Here is a 15,401-nt window from a genome sequence, read left to right as displayed (position 1 = left end):
CGACTCCAGAACCCTGTCGAACGGTGCCCAGGCCCCCATTAGCCCATCAGATGGCACCGTCACGCACGGCAGACTTATATTCGAATCGCCCTACTCTAGGGACTGTTGGGTCGCTTTTCCAGATTCAGACGGCAGTTTAAGCAGCGCTTCACCTATGGCCTCGGCCAGGTACTGCAGGGAAAATACGCCGCCATAGGTCCAGGTCGAGGGCATCGCGGCGAAGCGCTGCTCACGCACGAAAGGCATCGCCTGCCACAGTGGCGAGGCGAACAACTGCGCCTCCTGGGCAAAGGGTTCGATATGCAGCACGACACCCTCTTTGATGCGACCGAGCGCAGTGATCGGTACCTGAGTGGTGCCCCAGGGGCTTGGCGCCAGGTCCATGGCCTGCTGCAGGCCGAGCAGCGCCAGCGCATGTTGCGGCATGGAGTTGGGGCCATTGATGAAGGCGGCTGTCGGCGACGAGAACCGAATCACCGTGACCGCCGGCAGGCGCTCCCGGTAATGTGCCCGTAGCTGCTCACGCAACTGCGCCAGTTCGGCGTCCATCGCCTGCAGGCGTTGCTCGGCCAGCGCCTCGCGCCCCAGCGAGCGCGCCAGATCGAGAAACGCCTCGCGCTGCACCTGCTGATTGTCATGCTCCTGGCTGAAACCCTGATACACCTGCACCGGTGCGATACGTTCGAGCAACGGACGAATGTCCTCCAGCAAAGGCGCAATGACGATCAGATCGGGCTGCAACTCGGCCAGCAACTCGAGGTTGGGCTCCAGGCGCGAGCCGGCCGACGGCACACCTTCAGGCAGCATTGGCCGCACCACCCAGGCGCGGTAGTCGCCGGCATCGGCCACGGTCAGCGGGGTCACGTCGAGCATCAGCAGGTGCTCGGTGGCCTCCCAGCTCAATGCCGCCACCCGTGGCGCGGCGCTGGCCCAGGCAGGCGTCAGCCAAAGCAGTAGAAAGCCAAGCAACCAACGCTTCACGCCAACCTCCCACGAATGAGCAGGAAGACGAAGTAGCCCCCACATAACACCGACGCAACAATGCCCACCGGAATCTGCAGCGGGAAGATCAAGGTGCGACCGACCCAGTCCGCCAGCAGCATCAGTACCGCGCCCAGCGAGGCTGCCAGCAACAGCTGCGGCATCACCCGACGCGCGCCGAGCATCACCGCGATATGCGGGGCCAAAAGCCCCAGGAACGCCACCGGCCCGAGCAGGCTGGTGACCAGCGCACACAGCAGTGCCACCAGCACCAGCAGCGCCAACCGTAAGCGCGGCACGTTCAGGCCACGGCTGGCGGCTACTCCGTCGCCGATGCCGATCAGCGTCAGCGCGCGCTGAAACAGCAGCGCCAGGGCGCCGAACAGCAGCACGCCAAATGTCAGCCACAACGCCTGCGCGGGTGTGGCGCGATAGGTGGAGCCGGCCAGCCAGCCGAGCAACGCGAACGAGTCCCCAGTCCCCTTGGCCAACACGAACTGCAAGGCAGCGTTGAGCAGCGCGCCAAGGGAAATCCCCAACAGCGCCATCAACGCCGGTGAGTAGTGATGGCGCCGCCCCAGCAGCATCAATACTGCCAGCACCGCCAGGCTACCGACGAAGGCCGCCAGCGGTGCGACCGCGCCGAACACCGTGCCACCGAAGACGATCAGTGCCAGCATCACCGCCAAGGTGGCCCCCGCGGAAAGGCCGAGGATATCCGGGCTGGCCAGCGGGTTACGCAGCAGCCGCTGCAGCAACAGACCGGAAATCGCCAAGCCGGCGCCAGCTGCAGCCGCAGTGAGCACGCGCGGCCAGCGTAGCGACCAGACCAGCGCCGACGGCCACTGCAGACGCCAGCCGTCGACACCACGCGCCAGCCCGAGCGCCACGGTCAACGCCAGTAGGGCGAGGGCCGCCACCCACAGCGCACTGCGCCAGCTGAAACGCTCGGCGCCTCGCGGCAACTGCAGGCCGCGCGGGTCTTCCGCCGCCAGGTGCCGGCGCGCCAGCCACAACAGTACCGGCGCACCGATCAACGCTGCTGCGGCACCACTGGGTACCATCTGGCCGCTGACACTATTGGCCAGCAGCGCCAGAACGTCAGTGCCGAGTAGCAGCAAGGCGCCGAGCAGTGCGCTGTAGAAAAGCTCGTCACGCGCCGTGCGGGCGCCGAGCATCTTCGCCATGTTCGGCGTGAGCAGGCCGATGAAACCGATCAGGCCGACCGCCGTGATCGACACCGAGCACAGCCACAGCGCCGCCAGAAACAGCACCAGCATCACCGGCCACAGCGCCAGACCACGGGCCTGGGCAGCATCGCCACCAAGCTGCAGCAGGCTCAACGGTCGCGGCGCCAGAATCAGCAGCGGCACTGCCAGCAACAGTTTGGGCCACAGCCACTGCACCCAGTGCCAGTCGATCTGCGCCAGGTCCCCCGCGCCCCAGACGAACAAGCCCTGGGTGTACTGGTTGTTGATCAGCACCAGCCCGGCGGCCAACGCACCGAGCAGCAAGTTCATGGCCATGCCGCCCAGCACCAACGGCAGCCCGCCAATGCCGCTGCGCCCGGCAATCAGCAGCACCAGGCCGACCGCCACCAGCGCGCCAACCAGCGCCGCCCACTGCCCGTGATTGGCGGCGAACGCCGGCACCAGCAAGGTGGCCAGGACCAGCCCGAGCCATGCCCCGGACGAGGCGCCGATGGTCATGGGGGAAACCAGACGATTCTGCGTGATCTGCTGCAGCAGGCTGCCGGACAAACCCAGCGCAGCGCCCGTCAGCAGCGCCATGCTCAGCCTGGGCAGCGCTGACAATTGCAGCTGGAGAAACGCGAAGCCGTGCTCGGCAGAATCGAGCATCGCCCACAGTTCGAACGGATCAAGATCGGCCGCCAGCCACAGATGCAGCAGTGCCAGGGGCAGCAACGCGAGCAGCGTCAGAAGGTGGCGTGACGGCGCCGAAACAGCCGTCATGCTCAGGCCACCACGGCAATCTTGCGGGCGCTGCCGGGCTGCTCGATCAGTTCGATATCGATGTCATAGAGCTGGCTGAGCAACGGCCCGCTGAGCAGCTCGTCCGGGCTGCCGTCGAAGAAGATCCGCCCCTGCTTGAGAGCGATCACCCGGTCGGCATGCCGCGCGGTGAGGTTGATGTCGTGGAGGATGGCGACGATGCCGCGTCCGCTGTCGCGATTGAGTTGGCGCAGCAGGCCCATCAACTCGTACTGGTGGGCCAGGTCCAGCGCCGAGGTCGGCTCGTCGAGCAAAAGCAGCGGCGATTGCTGGGCCAGCAGCATGGCGACCCAGGCGCGCTGGCGCTCGCCGCCGGAGAGACTGTCGGCCAGGTGATCGGCGTAGTGGGCGACATCGGTCTGGGCCAGCGCCTGGTCAACGGCCGCATGGTCCTCGGCGCGCCAGCGACCGAGCAGCCCGCGCCAGGGAAAGCGCCCCAGGCGCACCAGTTCACGTACGGTCAGGCCGGCGACATCGGGCAGATGCTGCGGCAGGAAGGCCACGCGCCGGGCAAAGTCACGGGCGGAAAAACCCTCCAGAGCACGCCCGTCCAGCTGCAGCGAACCTCGGGTCGGCTCCAACTGACGTGCCAGCAGGTTCATCAGGGTCGATTTGCCCGAGCCGTTGTGGCCGAGGATCACGGTGAAGCGATCACCTTCCAGATGCAGCTCGTCCACCGCAAGCGTCACCCGCTCGCCACGACGGACTTCGATATCACGCAGGTTCAGCATGCCTGGGCCAGCTCCTTGGGCAGGCCAATCGGTGCCCGGCGATGGCCGGCACGCCAGGGCAGGCTGGGACAAATCACATCGAGCAGGTGATGGAGGTCTTGCATCGCGGTGAACCCGGACGACGACGGCTGTAACAGAGGGCGAATTTAATCATCGATACGCACCTGCATCAAATTATCATTCGCCATTAAAGACTCAGGCCGCCTTAGGCTTGCGCACCAGCACCGGAAACAGCGCAGCGGTCAGCAGCAGGCCGACGGCACCGACCCAGAACGGCATGGCCTGGCCGTAATGGCTGACCAGCAGGCCCGCGCCATAGGCCGAGCCCATGTTGCCCAGGCACTGGAAGATGTTGATCTTGCTGAAGTCCACCGCATAGTGCTCTGGCGAACTGAGCTCGAACAGCAAGGCATCGAGGCGCACGGTGACCTGATACAGCGCCCAGCCGAACAGCACGCGGCCGAGCAGGATCAGCCACTGATCACCGAAACCTTGTATGAAGGTGGCCGCCGCGCCCAGCAGCAAACCGGCAAGAATGCCCTCACGGGTGTTGCCCTGCTTGGTCGCGCGGCGCCCCCACCACAGCGCCAGCACCGCCACGGCGCCGGGCAGCGCATAGACGAAGCCGGCCGCCATCTCGCTGTTCCAGTGCGCCACCTGCTGCCAATAAACGGCAAAGAACGGCCGGGTGACGTAACCGACGAAATAGAACAGCAGCATCACCAGGCACAGCCGGTAGATGGCCGGCAGGCTGCGCGACTCGTTTCTCACCGGTGCCTCTTCGTTCGCCGGCTGCTCACCCGGTGCCGGCAGGTAGCCGCGCACCAGATGCATGCAGATGGCCATCTGGATGAAGTCGCCGGCGGCCATCACCAGGAACACGTCGCCGATGTTCATGATCTGCAGAATCAGGCCACCCAGCGCGGCGCCGAGAATGGCGCCGAAGTGCACCACCACCGACAACGTGCCAATGGTCTGAGTGTGGTTGTCCTGCTGCTGCAGGCTCATCACGTAGGGGTACATCAGCAGGTAGCTGCCCTTGAACACCACCATCAGCAGCGACACCACCCAGAACAGCGGCAGCGAGTCGATGAAATAGCAGGCAGCGGTCAGGCTGCCGGCCATTAGCTGCGCGCTGATCAGGATGCGCACCGGGTGCACGCGCTTGGCCAGGCGCGCCCAGAGCGGGAACACCGACATCACCACCAGGCTGACCACAGCCAGATAGAGGCCGACATGCTGCTCCGGCGGGTTGTCGAAACGCTCGGCGAAATACTGCGGATAAAAAGGAATGATCAGGTTATCGGTGATCACCGCCAGGGCGGTCATCATGATCAGGCAGGTACGCAGCGTCATCGGAGGCATTCGGGCAAGGCGGCAGGGCCGCGCATGATGCCATTCCCAACCCGATTAATGCCAATACAGACGAGAATCAGAAAGGCTACCAACCGGCATGGCGTGCAGCGACTCAAGGCCTGTTAGTGATAAGCTCGCGCACCATGAAAACGCCAAACTCCCGCCCCGTAGTGCTCTGCATGTCCGGTCACGACCCCAGCGGTGGTGCCGGCCTGCAGGCCGATATCGAAGCCCTGCTGGCTCAAGGTTGCCACGCCGCCCCGACGGTGACCGCCCTGACCGTGCAGGATACCGTCAACGTCTCCGACTTCCGCGTGCTCGACCGCGACTGGGTGCTGGCCCAGGCCCGCGCGGTAATCGCCGACATGCCGGTGGCCGCCGTCAAACTGGGCATGCTCGGCTCAGTGGACATGGTCGACACCGTGCTCGAGGTGATGAGCCAACTGCCGGGTGTACCCCTGGTCTGTGACCCGGTACTGCGCGCGGGCGGCGGCGGCTCGCTGGGCAAGGACGACGTCGGTTATGCCATGCGCGAGCGCCTGTTCGCCGCGTCCACCATCGCCACACCGAACCTGCCGGAAGCGCGCATCCTCGCCGAGTTGCCGCAAGGCAGCGCCGACGAATGCGCCGAAAAGCTGTTGCCTTTCATCGAGCACCTGCTGATCACCGGCGGCCATGGCGACGAAGCCGAAGTGCACAACCGCCTGTACTGCCGCGACGGCAGCCGTCACACATTCACCTGCGCACGCCTGCCGGGCAGCTACCACGGTTCCGGCTGCACCCTGGCCAGCACCCTGGCCGGCCGCCTGGCGCTGGGCGAGGAACTGGTGAGTGCCGTGAAAAGCGCCCTGGATTACACCTGGCGCACCCTGCGCGACGCCGAGCAACCCGGCCACGGCCAGTACGTGCCGCGCCGTCTGCCTTTGGATTTTTCCCAGTGAAGAGCCGTTCGTGAACCTGCGCGGTCTTTACGCCATCACCGACACACCACTGCTGGCCGGCGGCAAGCTGCTGCCCTACGCCGAAGCGGCGCTGGTCGGCGGCGCACGTCTGCTGCAGTACCGCGACAAGTCGGGCGACACTGCACGCCGCTTCGACGAAGCCCAGGCCCTGGCCGAGCTGTGCCAGCGCCACGGCGCCACACTGATCATCAACGATGACCTGGAGCTGGCTGCACGCCTGGGCGTCGGCCTGCACCTGGGCCAGAGCGACGGCTCGCTGGCCGCCGCCCGCGCCCGCCTCGGCGCTGACACCGTGATCGGCGGCACCTGCCATGCCCAACTGGAACTGGCCGAGAGCGCCGTCGCCGAGGGCGCCAGTTACATCGCTTTCGGCCGCTTCTTCAATTCCAACACCAAACCCGGCGCTCCGGCTGCCACCGTGGAGTTGCTGGACGAGGCGCGTGCGCGTTTTGCCCAGCCCATCGTCGCCATCGGCGGCGTGACCCTGAGCACCGCGCCCAGCCTGATCACCCGCGGCGCCAGCATGGTCGCCGTGATCCACGCCCTGTTCGCTGCGGACTCCGCCACCGAGGTGGAAGACCGCGCCCGCGCCTTTGCCGCGCTGTTCGTCTGATTCGTTTCCAGAGAGACCTGCCATGTCCCGTTCAGAAATCCTCTTCGCCAATGCCCAGAAACACATCCCCGGCGGTGTCAACTCGCCGGTGCGCGCCTTCCGCAGCGTCGGCGGCACGCCGCTGTTCTTCAAGCACGCCGAAGGCGCCTATGTCGTGGACGAAGACGATAAGCGTTACGTCGATTACGTCGGCTCCTGGGGCCCGATGATCCTCGGCCACAGCCACCCGGACGTGCTCGACTCGGTGCGTCGCCAGCTGCAGCACGGCCTGTCGTACGGCGCGCCGACCGCGCTGGAAACCGAGATGGCCGAGCTGGTGTGCAGCCTGGTGCCGTCGATGGAGATGGTGCGCATGGTCAGTTCCGGCACCGAAGCGACCATGAGCGCCATCCGCCTGGCCCGTGGCTATACCGGCCGCGACAGCATCATCAAGTTCGAGGGCTGCTACCACGGTCACTCCGACAGCCTGCTGGTCAAGGCCGGCTCTGGCGCACTGACCCAGGGCGTGCCGAACTCCGCTGGCGTGCCGGCGGCTTTCGCCAAGCACACCCTGACCCTGCCGTTCAACGACATCGACGCCGTGGCCGAATGCCTGGCGCAGGTTGGCCAGGAAGTCGCCTGCATCATCGTCGAGCCCGTGGCCGGCAACATGAACTGCGTGCCGCCGGCGCCGGGCTTCCTCGAGGGCCTGCGCGAGCAGTGCGACAAGCATGGCGTGGTACTGATCTTCGACGAAGTGATGACCGGTTTCCGTGTCGCCCTCGGCGGTGCCCAGGCGCACTACGGCGTCACCCCGGATCTGACCACCTTCGGCAAGATCATCGGCGGCGGCATGCCGGTGGGCTGCTTTGGCGGCAAGCGCGCGATCATGGAATGCATCGCCCCGCTCGGCCCGGTCTACCAGGCCGGCACCCTGTCGGGCAACCCGCTGGCCATGGCCGCTGGCCTGACCACGCTGAAGCTGATCAGCCGTCCGGGCTTCCACACCGAGCTCACCGACTACACCTCGCGCATGCTCGCCGGCCTGCAGGAGCGCGCCGATGCCGCCGGCATTCCCTTCGTCACCACGCAGGCAGGTGCCATGTTCGGCCTGTACTTCAGCGGCGCCGACGACATCGTCACCTTCGCCGACGTGATGGCCAGCGACAGCGCACGCTTCAACCGTTTCTTCCACCTGATGCTGGACGGCGGCGTATACCTGGCCCCGAGCGCCTTCGAAGCGGGCTTCACCTCCATTGCCCACGGCGACAAGGAACTGGAAATTACCTTCGCCGCCGCCGAGCGCGCCTTCGCCGAGCTGAAAAAAGACTGATGCAATACAGCACTGCCTTCAGTGATGCGTTACTGGCACTGGCCTGCGCCGCCTGCGTCTGGATTGTCGGTCGGGCGCGCGGACGCTACGGCGAGGGCGACCAGCCGGCGCTGTTCTGCGCCCTGCTCGGCTTCCTGCTGCCGGCCGCAGCGGCCAGCGTCGGTGTGATTCGCTACGGCTTCGACCCAAGCTGGCAGCCCGCGCACCTGTGGCTGAGCCAGGCCAGCAGCTTTCTCGGCCTGCCACTGCTCGGCGCTGCTGCATTGGCGCTGGGGCGCGGCTGGGCCTGGAGCCGGCCGAACTGGGGGCGCATCCTGCTCGGGCTGTGTGCATTCTTCGAACTGTTCCGCCAGCTTGGCTACCTGGAGGACTACCGCCTGGCGCTGAACCTGGCCACGCTGGTACTGATCCTCTATGCCGGCGCGGTCCAATGGCCACGCCGCGCGCCAGTGATCAGCGCAGCCGTGGTGGTGGGCCTGTTTCTGTTGGCCGGCCTGGCGGTCGGCACCAACGGAGTGATCGGGCCACTGCGCCGCATCGACCTGTTTCACGTGCTGCTGGCGCCGGCTTATCCGCTGCTGGCATGGCTGCTGCTGAGCCTGCCGGGGAGCGCGAAACGACAGACCGGGTAAAGCCTTTGTAACAAGCGCGCGGTTTATTCCATAATGCGACGGTCGGCACGTTCTGCGCCGACCGGGCACGTCACCCGACCTGAACTGCCGAGGTCCCGTTATCCAGATGAACCGCACCGGCCGCACCCTGTCACTGGGCTGCCTGTTGCTTTTCCTCCCGCTGTTTGCGTTTGCAGGCGGCAATTCCCTGCTGATCCCCGCCAGCGGCAGCTGCGCGCTGAACGCCTCCCCCGAAGAAATGCCCGATGCCCTGGCAAGCTGCCAGGAAATGGCGCGCACCGGCAACATGCAGGCCGCTTATGAGCTGGGTGAATACTATTACGACGGCAAACGCACCCCACGCGATCTCAAGCAGGCCCTGACCTGGTTCGAACGCGCCTCACTGCAGGGCCATGCAGAAGCCCAGCTGCGCCTGGGCACCATGTTCTTCCGTGGCGAAGGCGTACCGGCCAACAACGTGCAGGCCTACATCGTCTTGAAGATGGCATCGGTCAATGGCTCGGACGAAGCCATGGATAGCGCTGATCTGGTATCGGCGCAGATGCGCCGCGATGAACTGGAAATCGCCAGCCAGGTGCTGGGGCAGATTTTCCGCAGCTACCTGCTGGAGCTGCAGACCGCCGAAGGTCGCTCGCCCTTCGCGCCGCTGCCCTGACCCCACAGGGCTGGCCGGGCGGCGTTCCGCTTCAGCCCACCAAGTGGCATCGCAATAAAGATGGTGGGCTGAAGCCCACCCTACTTAGCTATAGCCTGTGGCTTGTGCTCACTTGTCCGGCATCGGCATGGGGAACGGCATCACGTTGCCGCCGCCCTTGGCCTCGCTGATCTTCGCCGTGCCCAGACGCTCTACCTCGTCGATGCGAATGATCGCGTGCATTGGCACGAAGCTGCGCACCACACCCTCGAATTGCGCCTTGAGCTTCTCCTCGCTGGGGTCGACCACCAGTTGGCTACGCTCGCCGAAGACGAACTCCTCTACTTCCAGAAAGCCCCACAGATCGCTCTGATAGATCTGCTTGGCGTACATCTCGTACACCTGACCCTGGTTGAGGAAAATCACCTTGTAGATGGGATCGCGCTTGCTCATGAAGACTCGAAGTGAGGAAAAACGGGGCGCGCAGAATAGCACAGCGCCGCATGCGTAGCCCGGATGCAATCCGGGGACGGACGACGCAAGGCCCCGGATTGCATCCGGGCTACGGGAACGGAGCGGTAGCATCCACTTTGGCACACGCCTATAATGCGCGGTCATTTTTTAACCACCTCAGACAGTGCCATGACCAAGAAGCTCTATATCGAAACCCACGGTTGCCAGATGAACGAGTACGACAGCTCGCGCATGGTCGACCTGCTGGGTGAGCATCAGGCCCTGGAGGTCACGGAAAAACCCGAAGACGCCGACGTCATCCTGCTCAATACCTGCTCGATCCGTGAGAAGGCGCAGGACAAGGTGTTCTCCCAACTCGGCCGCTGGCGCGAGCTGAAGCAGGCCAACCCGGACCTGGTGATCGGCGTCGGCGGCTGCGTGGCCAGCCAGGAAGGTGCGGCGATCCGCGACCGCGCACCCTATGTCGACGTGGTGTTCGGCCCGCAGACCCTGCACCGCCTGCCGGAGATGATCGACGCCGCACGCCTGACCAAGACCGCGCAGGTCGACATCAGCTTTCCCGAGATCGAGAAATTCGACCGCCTGCCCGAACCGCGCGTCGACGGCCCCAGCGCTTTCGTTTCGGTGATGGAAGGCTGCAGCAAGTACTGCACCTTCTGCGTGGTGCCCTATACCCGTGGCGAGGAAGTCAGCCGACCGCTGGTCGACGTGTTGATGGAAATCACCTCCCTCACCGAGAAAGGCGTGAAGGAAATCACCCTGCTCGGGCAAAACGTCAATGGTTACCGTGGCGAAACGCCGGACGGCCGTATCGCCGACTTCGCCGAGTTGCTGCATGCCGTGGCCGCGCTCGACGGCATCGAGCGCATCCGCTACACCACCAGTCACCCGCTGGAGTTCTCCGACGCGATCATCCAGGCACACGCCGAGATCCCGCAGTTGGTCAAATACCTGCACCTGCCGGTGCAGTCCGGCTCCGACCGTATCCTCGCGGCGATGAAGCGCAACCACACCGCCCTGGAATACAAGTCGCGCATCCGCAAGCTGCGCGCTGCCGTGCCGGACATCCTGATCAGCTCGGACTTCATCGTCGGCTTCCCCGGCGAGACCGAGAAGGACTTCGAGCAGACCATGAAGCTGATCGAAGACGTCGGTTTCGACTTCTCCTTCTCTTTCATCTACAGCTCGCGCCCCGGCACACCGGCCGCCGACCTGGTCGACGACACCCCGGACGAGGTGAAGAAGCAACGCCTGGCCCTGCTGCAGCATCGCATCAACCAGAACGGCTTCGAGAACAGCCGACGCATGGTTGGCACGGTGCAACGCATCCTGGTCAGCGACTACTCGAAGAAAGACCCGGGCATGCTCCAGGGCCGCACCGAGCAGAACCGCATCGTCAATTTCCGTTGCGACAATCCGCGCCTGATCGGCCAGTTCGTCGACGTCCACATCGACGACGCCCTGCCCCACTCCCTGCGCGGCACCCTGCTGGATGCCGGCACCCTCAACTAAAGCCGTAATTGCCCACACTTTGCGTTGTGGGCGACCGGCGTTATGCTGCCTTTCCATACCCAGACAAGTGACGATCACACCATCACCTTGAACGCCTCTCTAGAACCTCATCGTTTTACCCTCGAACCTTTCGAGGCTCGCCGTTTCGCCAATCTCTGTGGCCAGTTCGACGAGCATCTGCGCCTGATCGAAGAGCGCCTCGGCCTGGAAATCCGCAACCGTGGCAACCAGTTCGAGATGCTCGGCAGCACCGAAAAGACCCAGGCCGCCGAAACCCTGCTGCGCAAGCTGTACCGCGAAACCAAGGCCACCGAGCTGTCGCCCGATCTGGTGCACCTGTACCTGCAGGAATCCGGCGTCGAAGAGCTGGTCACCCCCAGCAACCTGCCGCAGGTGACCCTACGCACCAAGAAGGGCGTGATCAAGCCGCGCGGTGCCAACCAGCAGCTCTACGTCAAGGCGATCCTCGACAACGACATCAACTTCGGAATCGGCCCAGCCGGTACCGGCAAGACCTACCTGGCCGTAGCCTGCGCGGTGGACGCGCTGGAGCGTGAACAGGTGCGACGCATCCTGCTGGTGCGCCCGGCGGTCGAGGCCGGCGAGAAGCTCGGTTTCCTGCCCGGCGACCTGGCGCAGAAAATCGACCCTTACCTGCGCCCGCTGTATGACGCGCTGTACGAGATGCTCGGTTTCGAATACGTGGCCAAGCTGATCGAAAAGCAGGTGATCGAGATCGCGCCACTGGCCTACATGCGCGGCCGCACCCTTAACAACAGCTTCATCATTCTCGACGAGAGTCAGAACACCACCGTCGAGCAGATGAAGATGTTCCTCACCCGTATCGGTTTCGGCTCCACCGCCGTGATCACCGGCGACATCACCCAGGTCGACCTGCCGCGCGGCACCAAGAGCGGCCTGGCGCACGTCATCGAGGTGCTGCGTGACGTGCCCGGCATCAGCTTCACCCACTTCAAGCCCAAGGACGTGGTGCGTCACCCGCTGGTGCAGCGCATCGTCGAAGCCTACGAGCGCCATGACGCGCGCCTGCACGGCAAGGTCGACAGTCACGATGCTTGAGCTCGACCTGCAACTGGCCACTGACGGCCAGCACCCGGACGAAGCACAGCTGCGCCGCTGGTGCGAACTGGCGCTGCGCCAGCGCACGGCCGATTCCGAGCTGACCATCCGCCTGGTCGATGAGGCCGAGGGCCGCGAGCTTAACCACACCTGGCGGCACAGGGACTACGCCACCAACGTGTTGTCCTTCCCGGCCGAGATCCCCGACGGAATCCTCGATATTCCGCTGTTGGGCGACCTGGTGATCTGCGTGCCAGTGGTCGAGCGCGAAGCCGCCGAGCAAGGCAAGACGCCGGAGGCGCACTGGGCACACCTGGTGATCCACGGCTGCCTGCACCTGCTGGGTTATGACCATATCGAGGAAGACGAAGCCCTCGAGATGGAAGAACTGGAACGACAATTGCTCGCCGAACTGGGTCATCCCGACCCGTATGCGGACGACGAATCCCCTCCTGACAAGGACCCCGAGTAAAACGCCATGAGCGAAGACCGATCGAGCAACGAGCAGAAGTCCTGGTTCAACAAGCTGACCCAGGCTTTTGCTCATGAGCCGAGAAACCGCCAGGAACTGCTGGAAGTCCTGCGCGAAGCCCACCAGAACAAGCTGCTCGACAGCGAAGCACTGGCCATCGTCGAAGGCGCCATTCAGGTCGCCGACCTGCAGGTACGCGACATCATGGTGCCGCGCTCGCAGATGATCAGCATCAAGGCCAGCCAGACGCCCCGCGAGTTCCTGCCCGCCATCATCGACGCGGCGCACTCGCGCTACCCGGTGATCGGCGAGAGCCTCGACGACGTCATTGGCATTCTCCTGGCCAAGGATCTGCTGCCGCTGATCCTGCAGGGTGAACAACCCAACTTCAACATCAAGGACCTACTGCGCCCGGCCACCTTCGTGCCCGAGTCCAAGCGCCTGAACGTGCTGCTGCGCGAGTTCCGCGCCAACCACAACCACATGGCCGTGGTCATCGACGAATACGGCGGTGTTGCCGGCCTGGTGACCATCGAGGATGTACTCGAGCAGATCGTCGGTGACATCGAAGACGAGCACGATGTCGAGGAAGACGGCTACATCAAGCCGCTGCCCTCCGGCGACTACCTGATCAAGGCGCTGACGCCCATCGACAGCTTCAACGAAACCTTCGACAGCCAGTTCTCCGACGACGAGTACGACACCGTCGGTGGCCTGGTGATGAGTGCCTTCGGCCACCTGCCCAAGCGCAACGAAGTCACCGAGATCGGCGAGTTCCGCTTCCGCGTGCTCAACGCCGACAGCCGCCGCATCCACCTGCTGCGCCTGACCCCAGTCAGCCGCTGACGGCTGGTATCCGGGCCAGGGAATCACTGAAAAAGCCGTCATGCCCGCACCGGCGGGCATCCAGAACCAGCGGATCACCTGGGCTCCCGCCTTCGCGGGAGTGACGATAAGTGGCTTTTTCAGAACATCCCTACCACTTGCCGCCCGCCACTGCCTGCCCCTACCCTTGCGCCACCCCGATTCCAAGGATCTGCTCATGTTGCAATGGATCACTCGCCCGGGCTGGCCCGGCCACCTGCTCGCCTGCGGCGCTGGCGCCCTGACCACCCTGGCGCTCGCGCCTTTCGATCTCTGGCCATTGGCCGTGCTTTCCATTGCCCTGTTGTATTTCGGCCTGCGCCATCTGCGCCCCGGCCAGGCAGCGCTGCGCGGCTGGAGCTACGGCTTTGGCCTGTTCGCCGCCGGAACCAGCTGGGTATATGTCAGCATCCACGACTACGGTGCTGCATCACCGGCACTGGCCGGCATTCTCACCCTGGGCTTCGTCGCCGGCCTGGGCCTGTTGTTCGCCCTGACTGGCGCCCTATGGGCGCGCTGGATACGCCGCAACGAAGCACCACTGGCCGACGCCCTGGCGTTCGCCGCGCTATGGGTCGCACAGGAAGTGTTTCGTGGCTGGTTCCTCACCGGCTTTCCCTGGCTCTATGCCGGCTACAGCCAGCTCGACGGCCCGCTGAGCGGCCTCGTACCGGTTGGCGGCGTGTGGCTTTCGTCGTTCGTCATCGCCCTGTCGGCAGCGCTGATCATCAATCTGGAGCGCCTGCGCAAGCACAAACCACGCTACGTCTGCGCCCTGCTCCTGTTGCTGAGTCCCTGGATCGTCGGCCTGGCGCTGAAGGATCACCACTGGACCCGCGCCGCAGGCAATAGCCTTACGGTTGCCGCCGTGCAAGGTAACGTCGAGCAGAACCTGAAGTGGGACCCGGCCCACCTCAACGCGCAGCTGGCGCTGTATCGCGACCTCAGTTTCAGCGCCGAGCGGGTCGACATTCTGGTCTGGCCGGAAACGGCGATCCCCGTGCTCAAGGACATGGCCCAGGGCTACATCGGCGTGATGGATCGCTTCGCCCGTGATCGTAACAGTGCACTGATCAGCGGCGTGCCGGTGCGCCAGTCCAACGAGCGCGGGGAGATTCGCTATTACAATGCGATCACCAGCTTTGGTGAGGGCCAGGGCACCTACCTCAAGCAGAAGCTGGTGCCATTTGGCGAATACGTCCCTCTGCAGGAAGTGCTGCGCGGCTTGATCGCCTTCTTCGACTTGCCGATGTCCGACTTCGCCCGCGGCCCCACCGACCAGCCGCCGCTGCTGGCCAAGGGGCATCGCATCGCCCCCTTCATCTGCTATGAAGTGGTCTACCCGGAGTTCGCCGCAGCACTGGCAGCGGACAGCGAGATCCTCCTCACGGTGAGCAACGACACCTGGTTCGGCACCTCCATCGGCCCGCTGCAGCACCTGCAGATGGCGCAGATGCGCGCACTGGAGGCCGGACGCTGGATGATCCGCGCCACCAACAACGGCATGACCGTGGTAATCGACCCGCAAGGACGTATCCAGTTCGGCTTACCGCAGTTCGAACAAGGCGTGCTCTACGGCGAAGTGCTGCCCATGCAGGGGCTCACGCCCTATCTGCAATGGCGCATCTGGCCGCTGGCGATTCTCTGCGCCCTGTTGCTGGGCTGGGCACTGCTGGCCAGCCGCATGGCCAAGACGGTATAGAAGCGGTGTAGCCCGGATGCAATCCGGGAATCAGGCGCCAGGATTCCCCGGATTTCATCCGGGC

The 15,401-nt window shown here is 64.8% G+C and carries 15 protein-coding genes; 10 read left to right on the top strand and 5 right to left on the bottom strand.

Annotated elements, in window-relative coordinates; all coding sequences use genetic code 11:
• Positions 1-90 precede the first annotated feature (90 nt).
• From INS93_RS05245 to INS93_RS05230, 4 genes are all read right to left on the bottom strand, one after another.
• Positions 91-981, bottom strand: coding sequence for an ABC transporter substrate-binding protein (locus INS93_RS05245; protein ID WP_192980566.1), 891 nt, complete (start codon positions 979-981; stop codon positions 91-93).
• Positions 978-2,954 carry a Fe(3+)-hydroxamate ABC transporter permease FhuB gene (fhuB, locus tag INS93_RS05240; protein ID WP_192980565.1) on the bottom strand — a complete coding sequence of 659 codons (1,977 nt, stop codon included), beginning with the start codon at positions 2,952-2,954 and terminating at the stop codon, positions 978-980. The genes INS93_RS05245 and fhuB overlap by 4 nt, the downstream gene beginning before the upstream one ends.
• A gap of 2 nt (positions 2,955-2,956) precedes the next feature.
• On the bottom strand, positions 2,957-3,724 hold the full coding sequence (locus tag INS93_RS05235) for an ABC transporter ATP-binding protein (protein WP_192980564.1): 768 nt from the start codon (positions 3,722-3,724) through the stop codon (positions 2,957-2,959).
• A gap of 195 nt (positions 3,725-3,919) precedes the next feature.
• Positions 3,920-5,080 carry an MFS transporter gene (locus tag INS93_RS05230; protein ID WP_192980563.1) on the bottom strand — a complete coding sequence of 387 codons (1,161 nt, stop codon included), beginning with the start codon at positions 5,078-5,080 and terminating at the stop codon, positions 3,920-3,922.
• A gap of 143 nt (positions 5,081-5,223) precedes the next feature.
• On the opposite strand from INS93_RS05230, the gene INS93_RS05225 reads away from it, so the two are divergent.
• From INS93_RS05225 to INS93_RS05205, 5 genes are all read left to right on the top strand, one after another.
• Positions 5,224-6,021, top strand: coding sequence for a hydroxymethylpyrimidine/phosphomethylpyrimidine kinase (locus INS93_RS05225; RefSeq protein WP_192980562.1), 798 nt, complete (start codon positions 5,224-5,226; stop codon positions 6,019-6,021).
• 10 nt (positions 6,022-6,031) lie between these two features.
• A complete protein-coding gene (thiE, locus tag INS93_RS05220) occupies positions 6,032-6,655 on the top strand; it encodes a thiamine phosphate synthase (protein WP_192980561.1) in 624 nt (207 codons plus the stop codon).
• A gap of 22 nt (positions 6,656-6,677) precedes the next feature.
• Positions 6,678-7,967 carry a glutamate-1-semialdehyde 2,1-aminomutase gene (gene hemL, locus INS93_RS05215; protein WP_192980560.1) on the top strand — a complete coding sequence of 430 codons (1,290 nt, stop codon included), beginning with the start codon at positions 6,678-6,680 and terminating at the stop codon, positions 7,965-7,967.
• Positions 7,967-8,599 (top strand): DUF6962 family protein, encoded by a 633-nt coding sequence (locus INS93_RS05210; RefSeq protein ID WP_160017129.1) that lies wholly within the window; start codon positions 7,967-7,969, stop codon positions 8,597-8,599. The genes hemL and INS93_RS05210 overlap by 1 nt, the downstream gene beginning before the upstream one ends.
• 106 nt (positions 8,600-8,705) lie before the next feature.
• Positions 8,706-9,254 carry a tetratricopeptide repeat protein gene (locus tag INS93_RS05205; RefSeq protein ID WP_160017128.1) on the top strand — a complete coding sequence of 183 codons (549 nt, stop codon included), beginning with the start codon at positions 8,706-8,708 and terminating at the stop codon, positions 9,252-9,254.
• Positions 9,255-9,362: 108 nt separating this feature from the next.
• Here the strand turns inward: INS93_RS05205 and INS93_RS05200 are convergent, their stop codons facing one another.
• On the bottom strand, positions 9,363-9,686 hold the full coding sequence (locus INS93_RS05200) for a DUF1820 family protein (protein WP_013717157.1): 324 nt from the start codon (positions 9,684-9,686) through the stop codon (positions 9,363-9,365).
• A 189-nt stretch (positions 9,687-9,875) separates the two neighbouring features.
• Between INS93_RS05200 and miaB the strand changes: the two genes are divergently transcribed.
• The 5 genes from miaB to lnt all read left to right on the top strand — a co-directional run bounded on the left by miaB (position 9,876) and on the right by lnt (position 15,337).
• Positions 9,876-11,219: a tRNA (N6-isopentenyl adenosine(37)-C2)-methylthiotransferase MiaB gene (gene miaB / locus INS93_RS05195; RefSeq protein ID WP_192980559.1), complete on the top strand. Its 1,344-nt coding sequence runs from the start codon at positions 9,876-9,878 to the stop codon at positions 11,217-11,219.
• Between the two features lie 87 nt (positions 11,220-11,306).
• Entirely contained in the window at positions 11,307-12,299 is a 993-nt protein-coding gene (locus INS93_RS05190) for a PhoH family protein (protein ID WP_192980709.1), read from the top strand.
• Entirely contained in the window at positions 12,292-12,771 is a 480-nt protein-coding gene (gene ybeY, locus INS93_RS05185; RefSeq protein ID WP_160017125.1) for an rRNA maturation RNase YbeY, read from the top strand. The genes INS93_RS05190 and ybeY overlap by 8 nt, the downstream gene beginning before the upstream one ends.
• Before the next feature lie 6 nt (positions 12,772-12,777).
• A complete protein-coding gene (locus INS93_RS05180) occupies positions 12,778-13,617 on the top strand; it encodes an HlyC/CorC family transporter (protein ID WP_072424410.1) in 840 nt (279 codons plus the stop codon).
• Between the two features lie 196 nt (positions 13,618-13,813).
• A complete protein-coding gene (lnt, locus tag INS93_RS05175) occupies positions 13,814-15,337 on the top strand; it encodes an apolipoprotein N-acyltransferase (protein WP_192980558.1) in 1,524 nt (507 codons plus the stop codon).
• The last annotated feature ends 64 nt before the right edge of the window (positions 15,338-15,401 follow it).

Source organism: Pseudomonas sp. EggHat1 (genome assembly GCF_014892995.1).
Taxonomy (GTDB): Bacteria; Pseudomonadota; Gammaproteobacteria; order Pseudomonadales; family Pseudomonadaceae; genus Aquipseudomonas; species Aquipseudomonas chaetocerotis.
This window is presented reverse-complemented; position numbering and strand designations above follow the sequence as displayed.

Bases quoted from the DNA above. Each gene is read 5' to 3' on its own strand.
- fhuB (WP_192980565.1), bottom strand. From the start codon at position 2,954: ATGACGGCTGTTTCGGCGCCGTCACGCCACCTTCTGACGCTGCTCGCG.
- INS93_RS05235 (WP_192980564.1), bottom strand. From the start codon at position 3,724: ATGCTGAACCTGCGTGATATCGAAGTCCGTCGTGGCGAGCGGGTGACG.
- INS93_RS05230 (WP_192980563.1), bottom strand. From the start codon at position 5,080: ATGACGCTGCGTACCTGCCTGATCATGATGACCGCCCTGGCGGTGATC.
- INS93_RS05225 (WP_192980562.1), top strand. From the start codon at position 5,224: ATGAAAACGCCAAACTCCCGCCCCGTAGTGCTCTGCATGTCCGGTCAC.
- hemL (WP_192980560.1), top strand. From the start codon at position 6,678: ATGTCCCGTTCAGAAATCCTCTTCGCCAATGCCCAGAAACACATCCCC.
- INS93_RS05210 (WP_160017129.1), top strand. From the start codon at position 7,967: ATGCAATACAGCACTGCCTTCAGTGATGCGTTACTGGCACTGGCCTGC.
- INS93_RS05205 (WP_160017128.1), top strand. From the start codon at position 8,706: ATGAACCGCACCGGCCGCACCCTGTCACTGGGCTGCCTGTTGCTTTTC.
- INS93_RS05200 (WP_013717157.1), bottom strand. From the start codon at position 9,686: ATGAGCAAGCGCGATCCCATCTACAAGGTGATTTTCCTCAACCAGGGT.
- miaB (WP_192980559.1), top strand. From the start codon at position 9,876: ATGACCAAGAAGCTCTATATCGAAACCCACGGTTGCCAGATGAACGAG.
- ybeY (WP_160017125.1), top strand. From the start codon at position 12,292: ATGCTTGAGCTCGACCTGCAACTGGCCACTGACGGCCAGCACCCGGAC.
- INS93_RS05180 (WP_072424410.1), top strand. From the start codon at position 12,778: ATGAGCGAAGACCGATCGAGCAACGAGCAGAAGTCCTGGTTCAACAAG.
- lnt (WP_192980558.1), top strand. From the start codon at position 13,814: ATGTTGCAATGGATCACTCGCCCGGGCTGGCCCGGCCACCTGCTCGCC.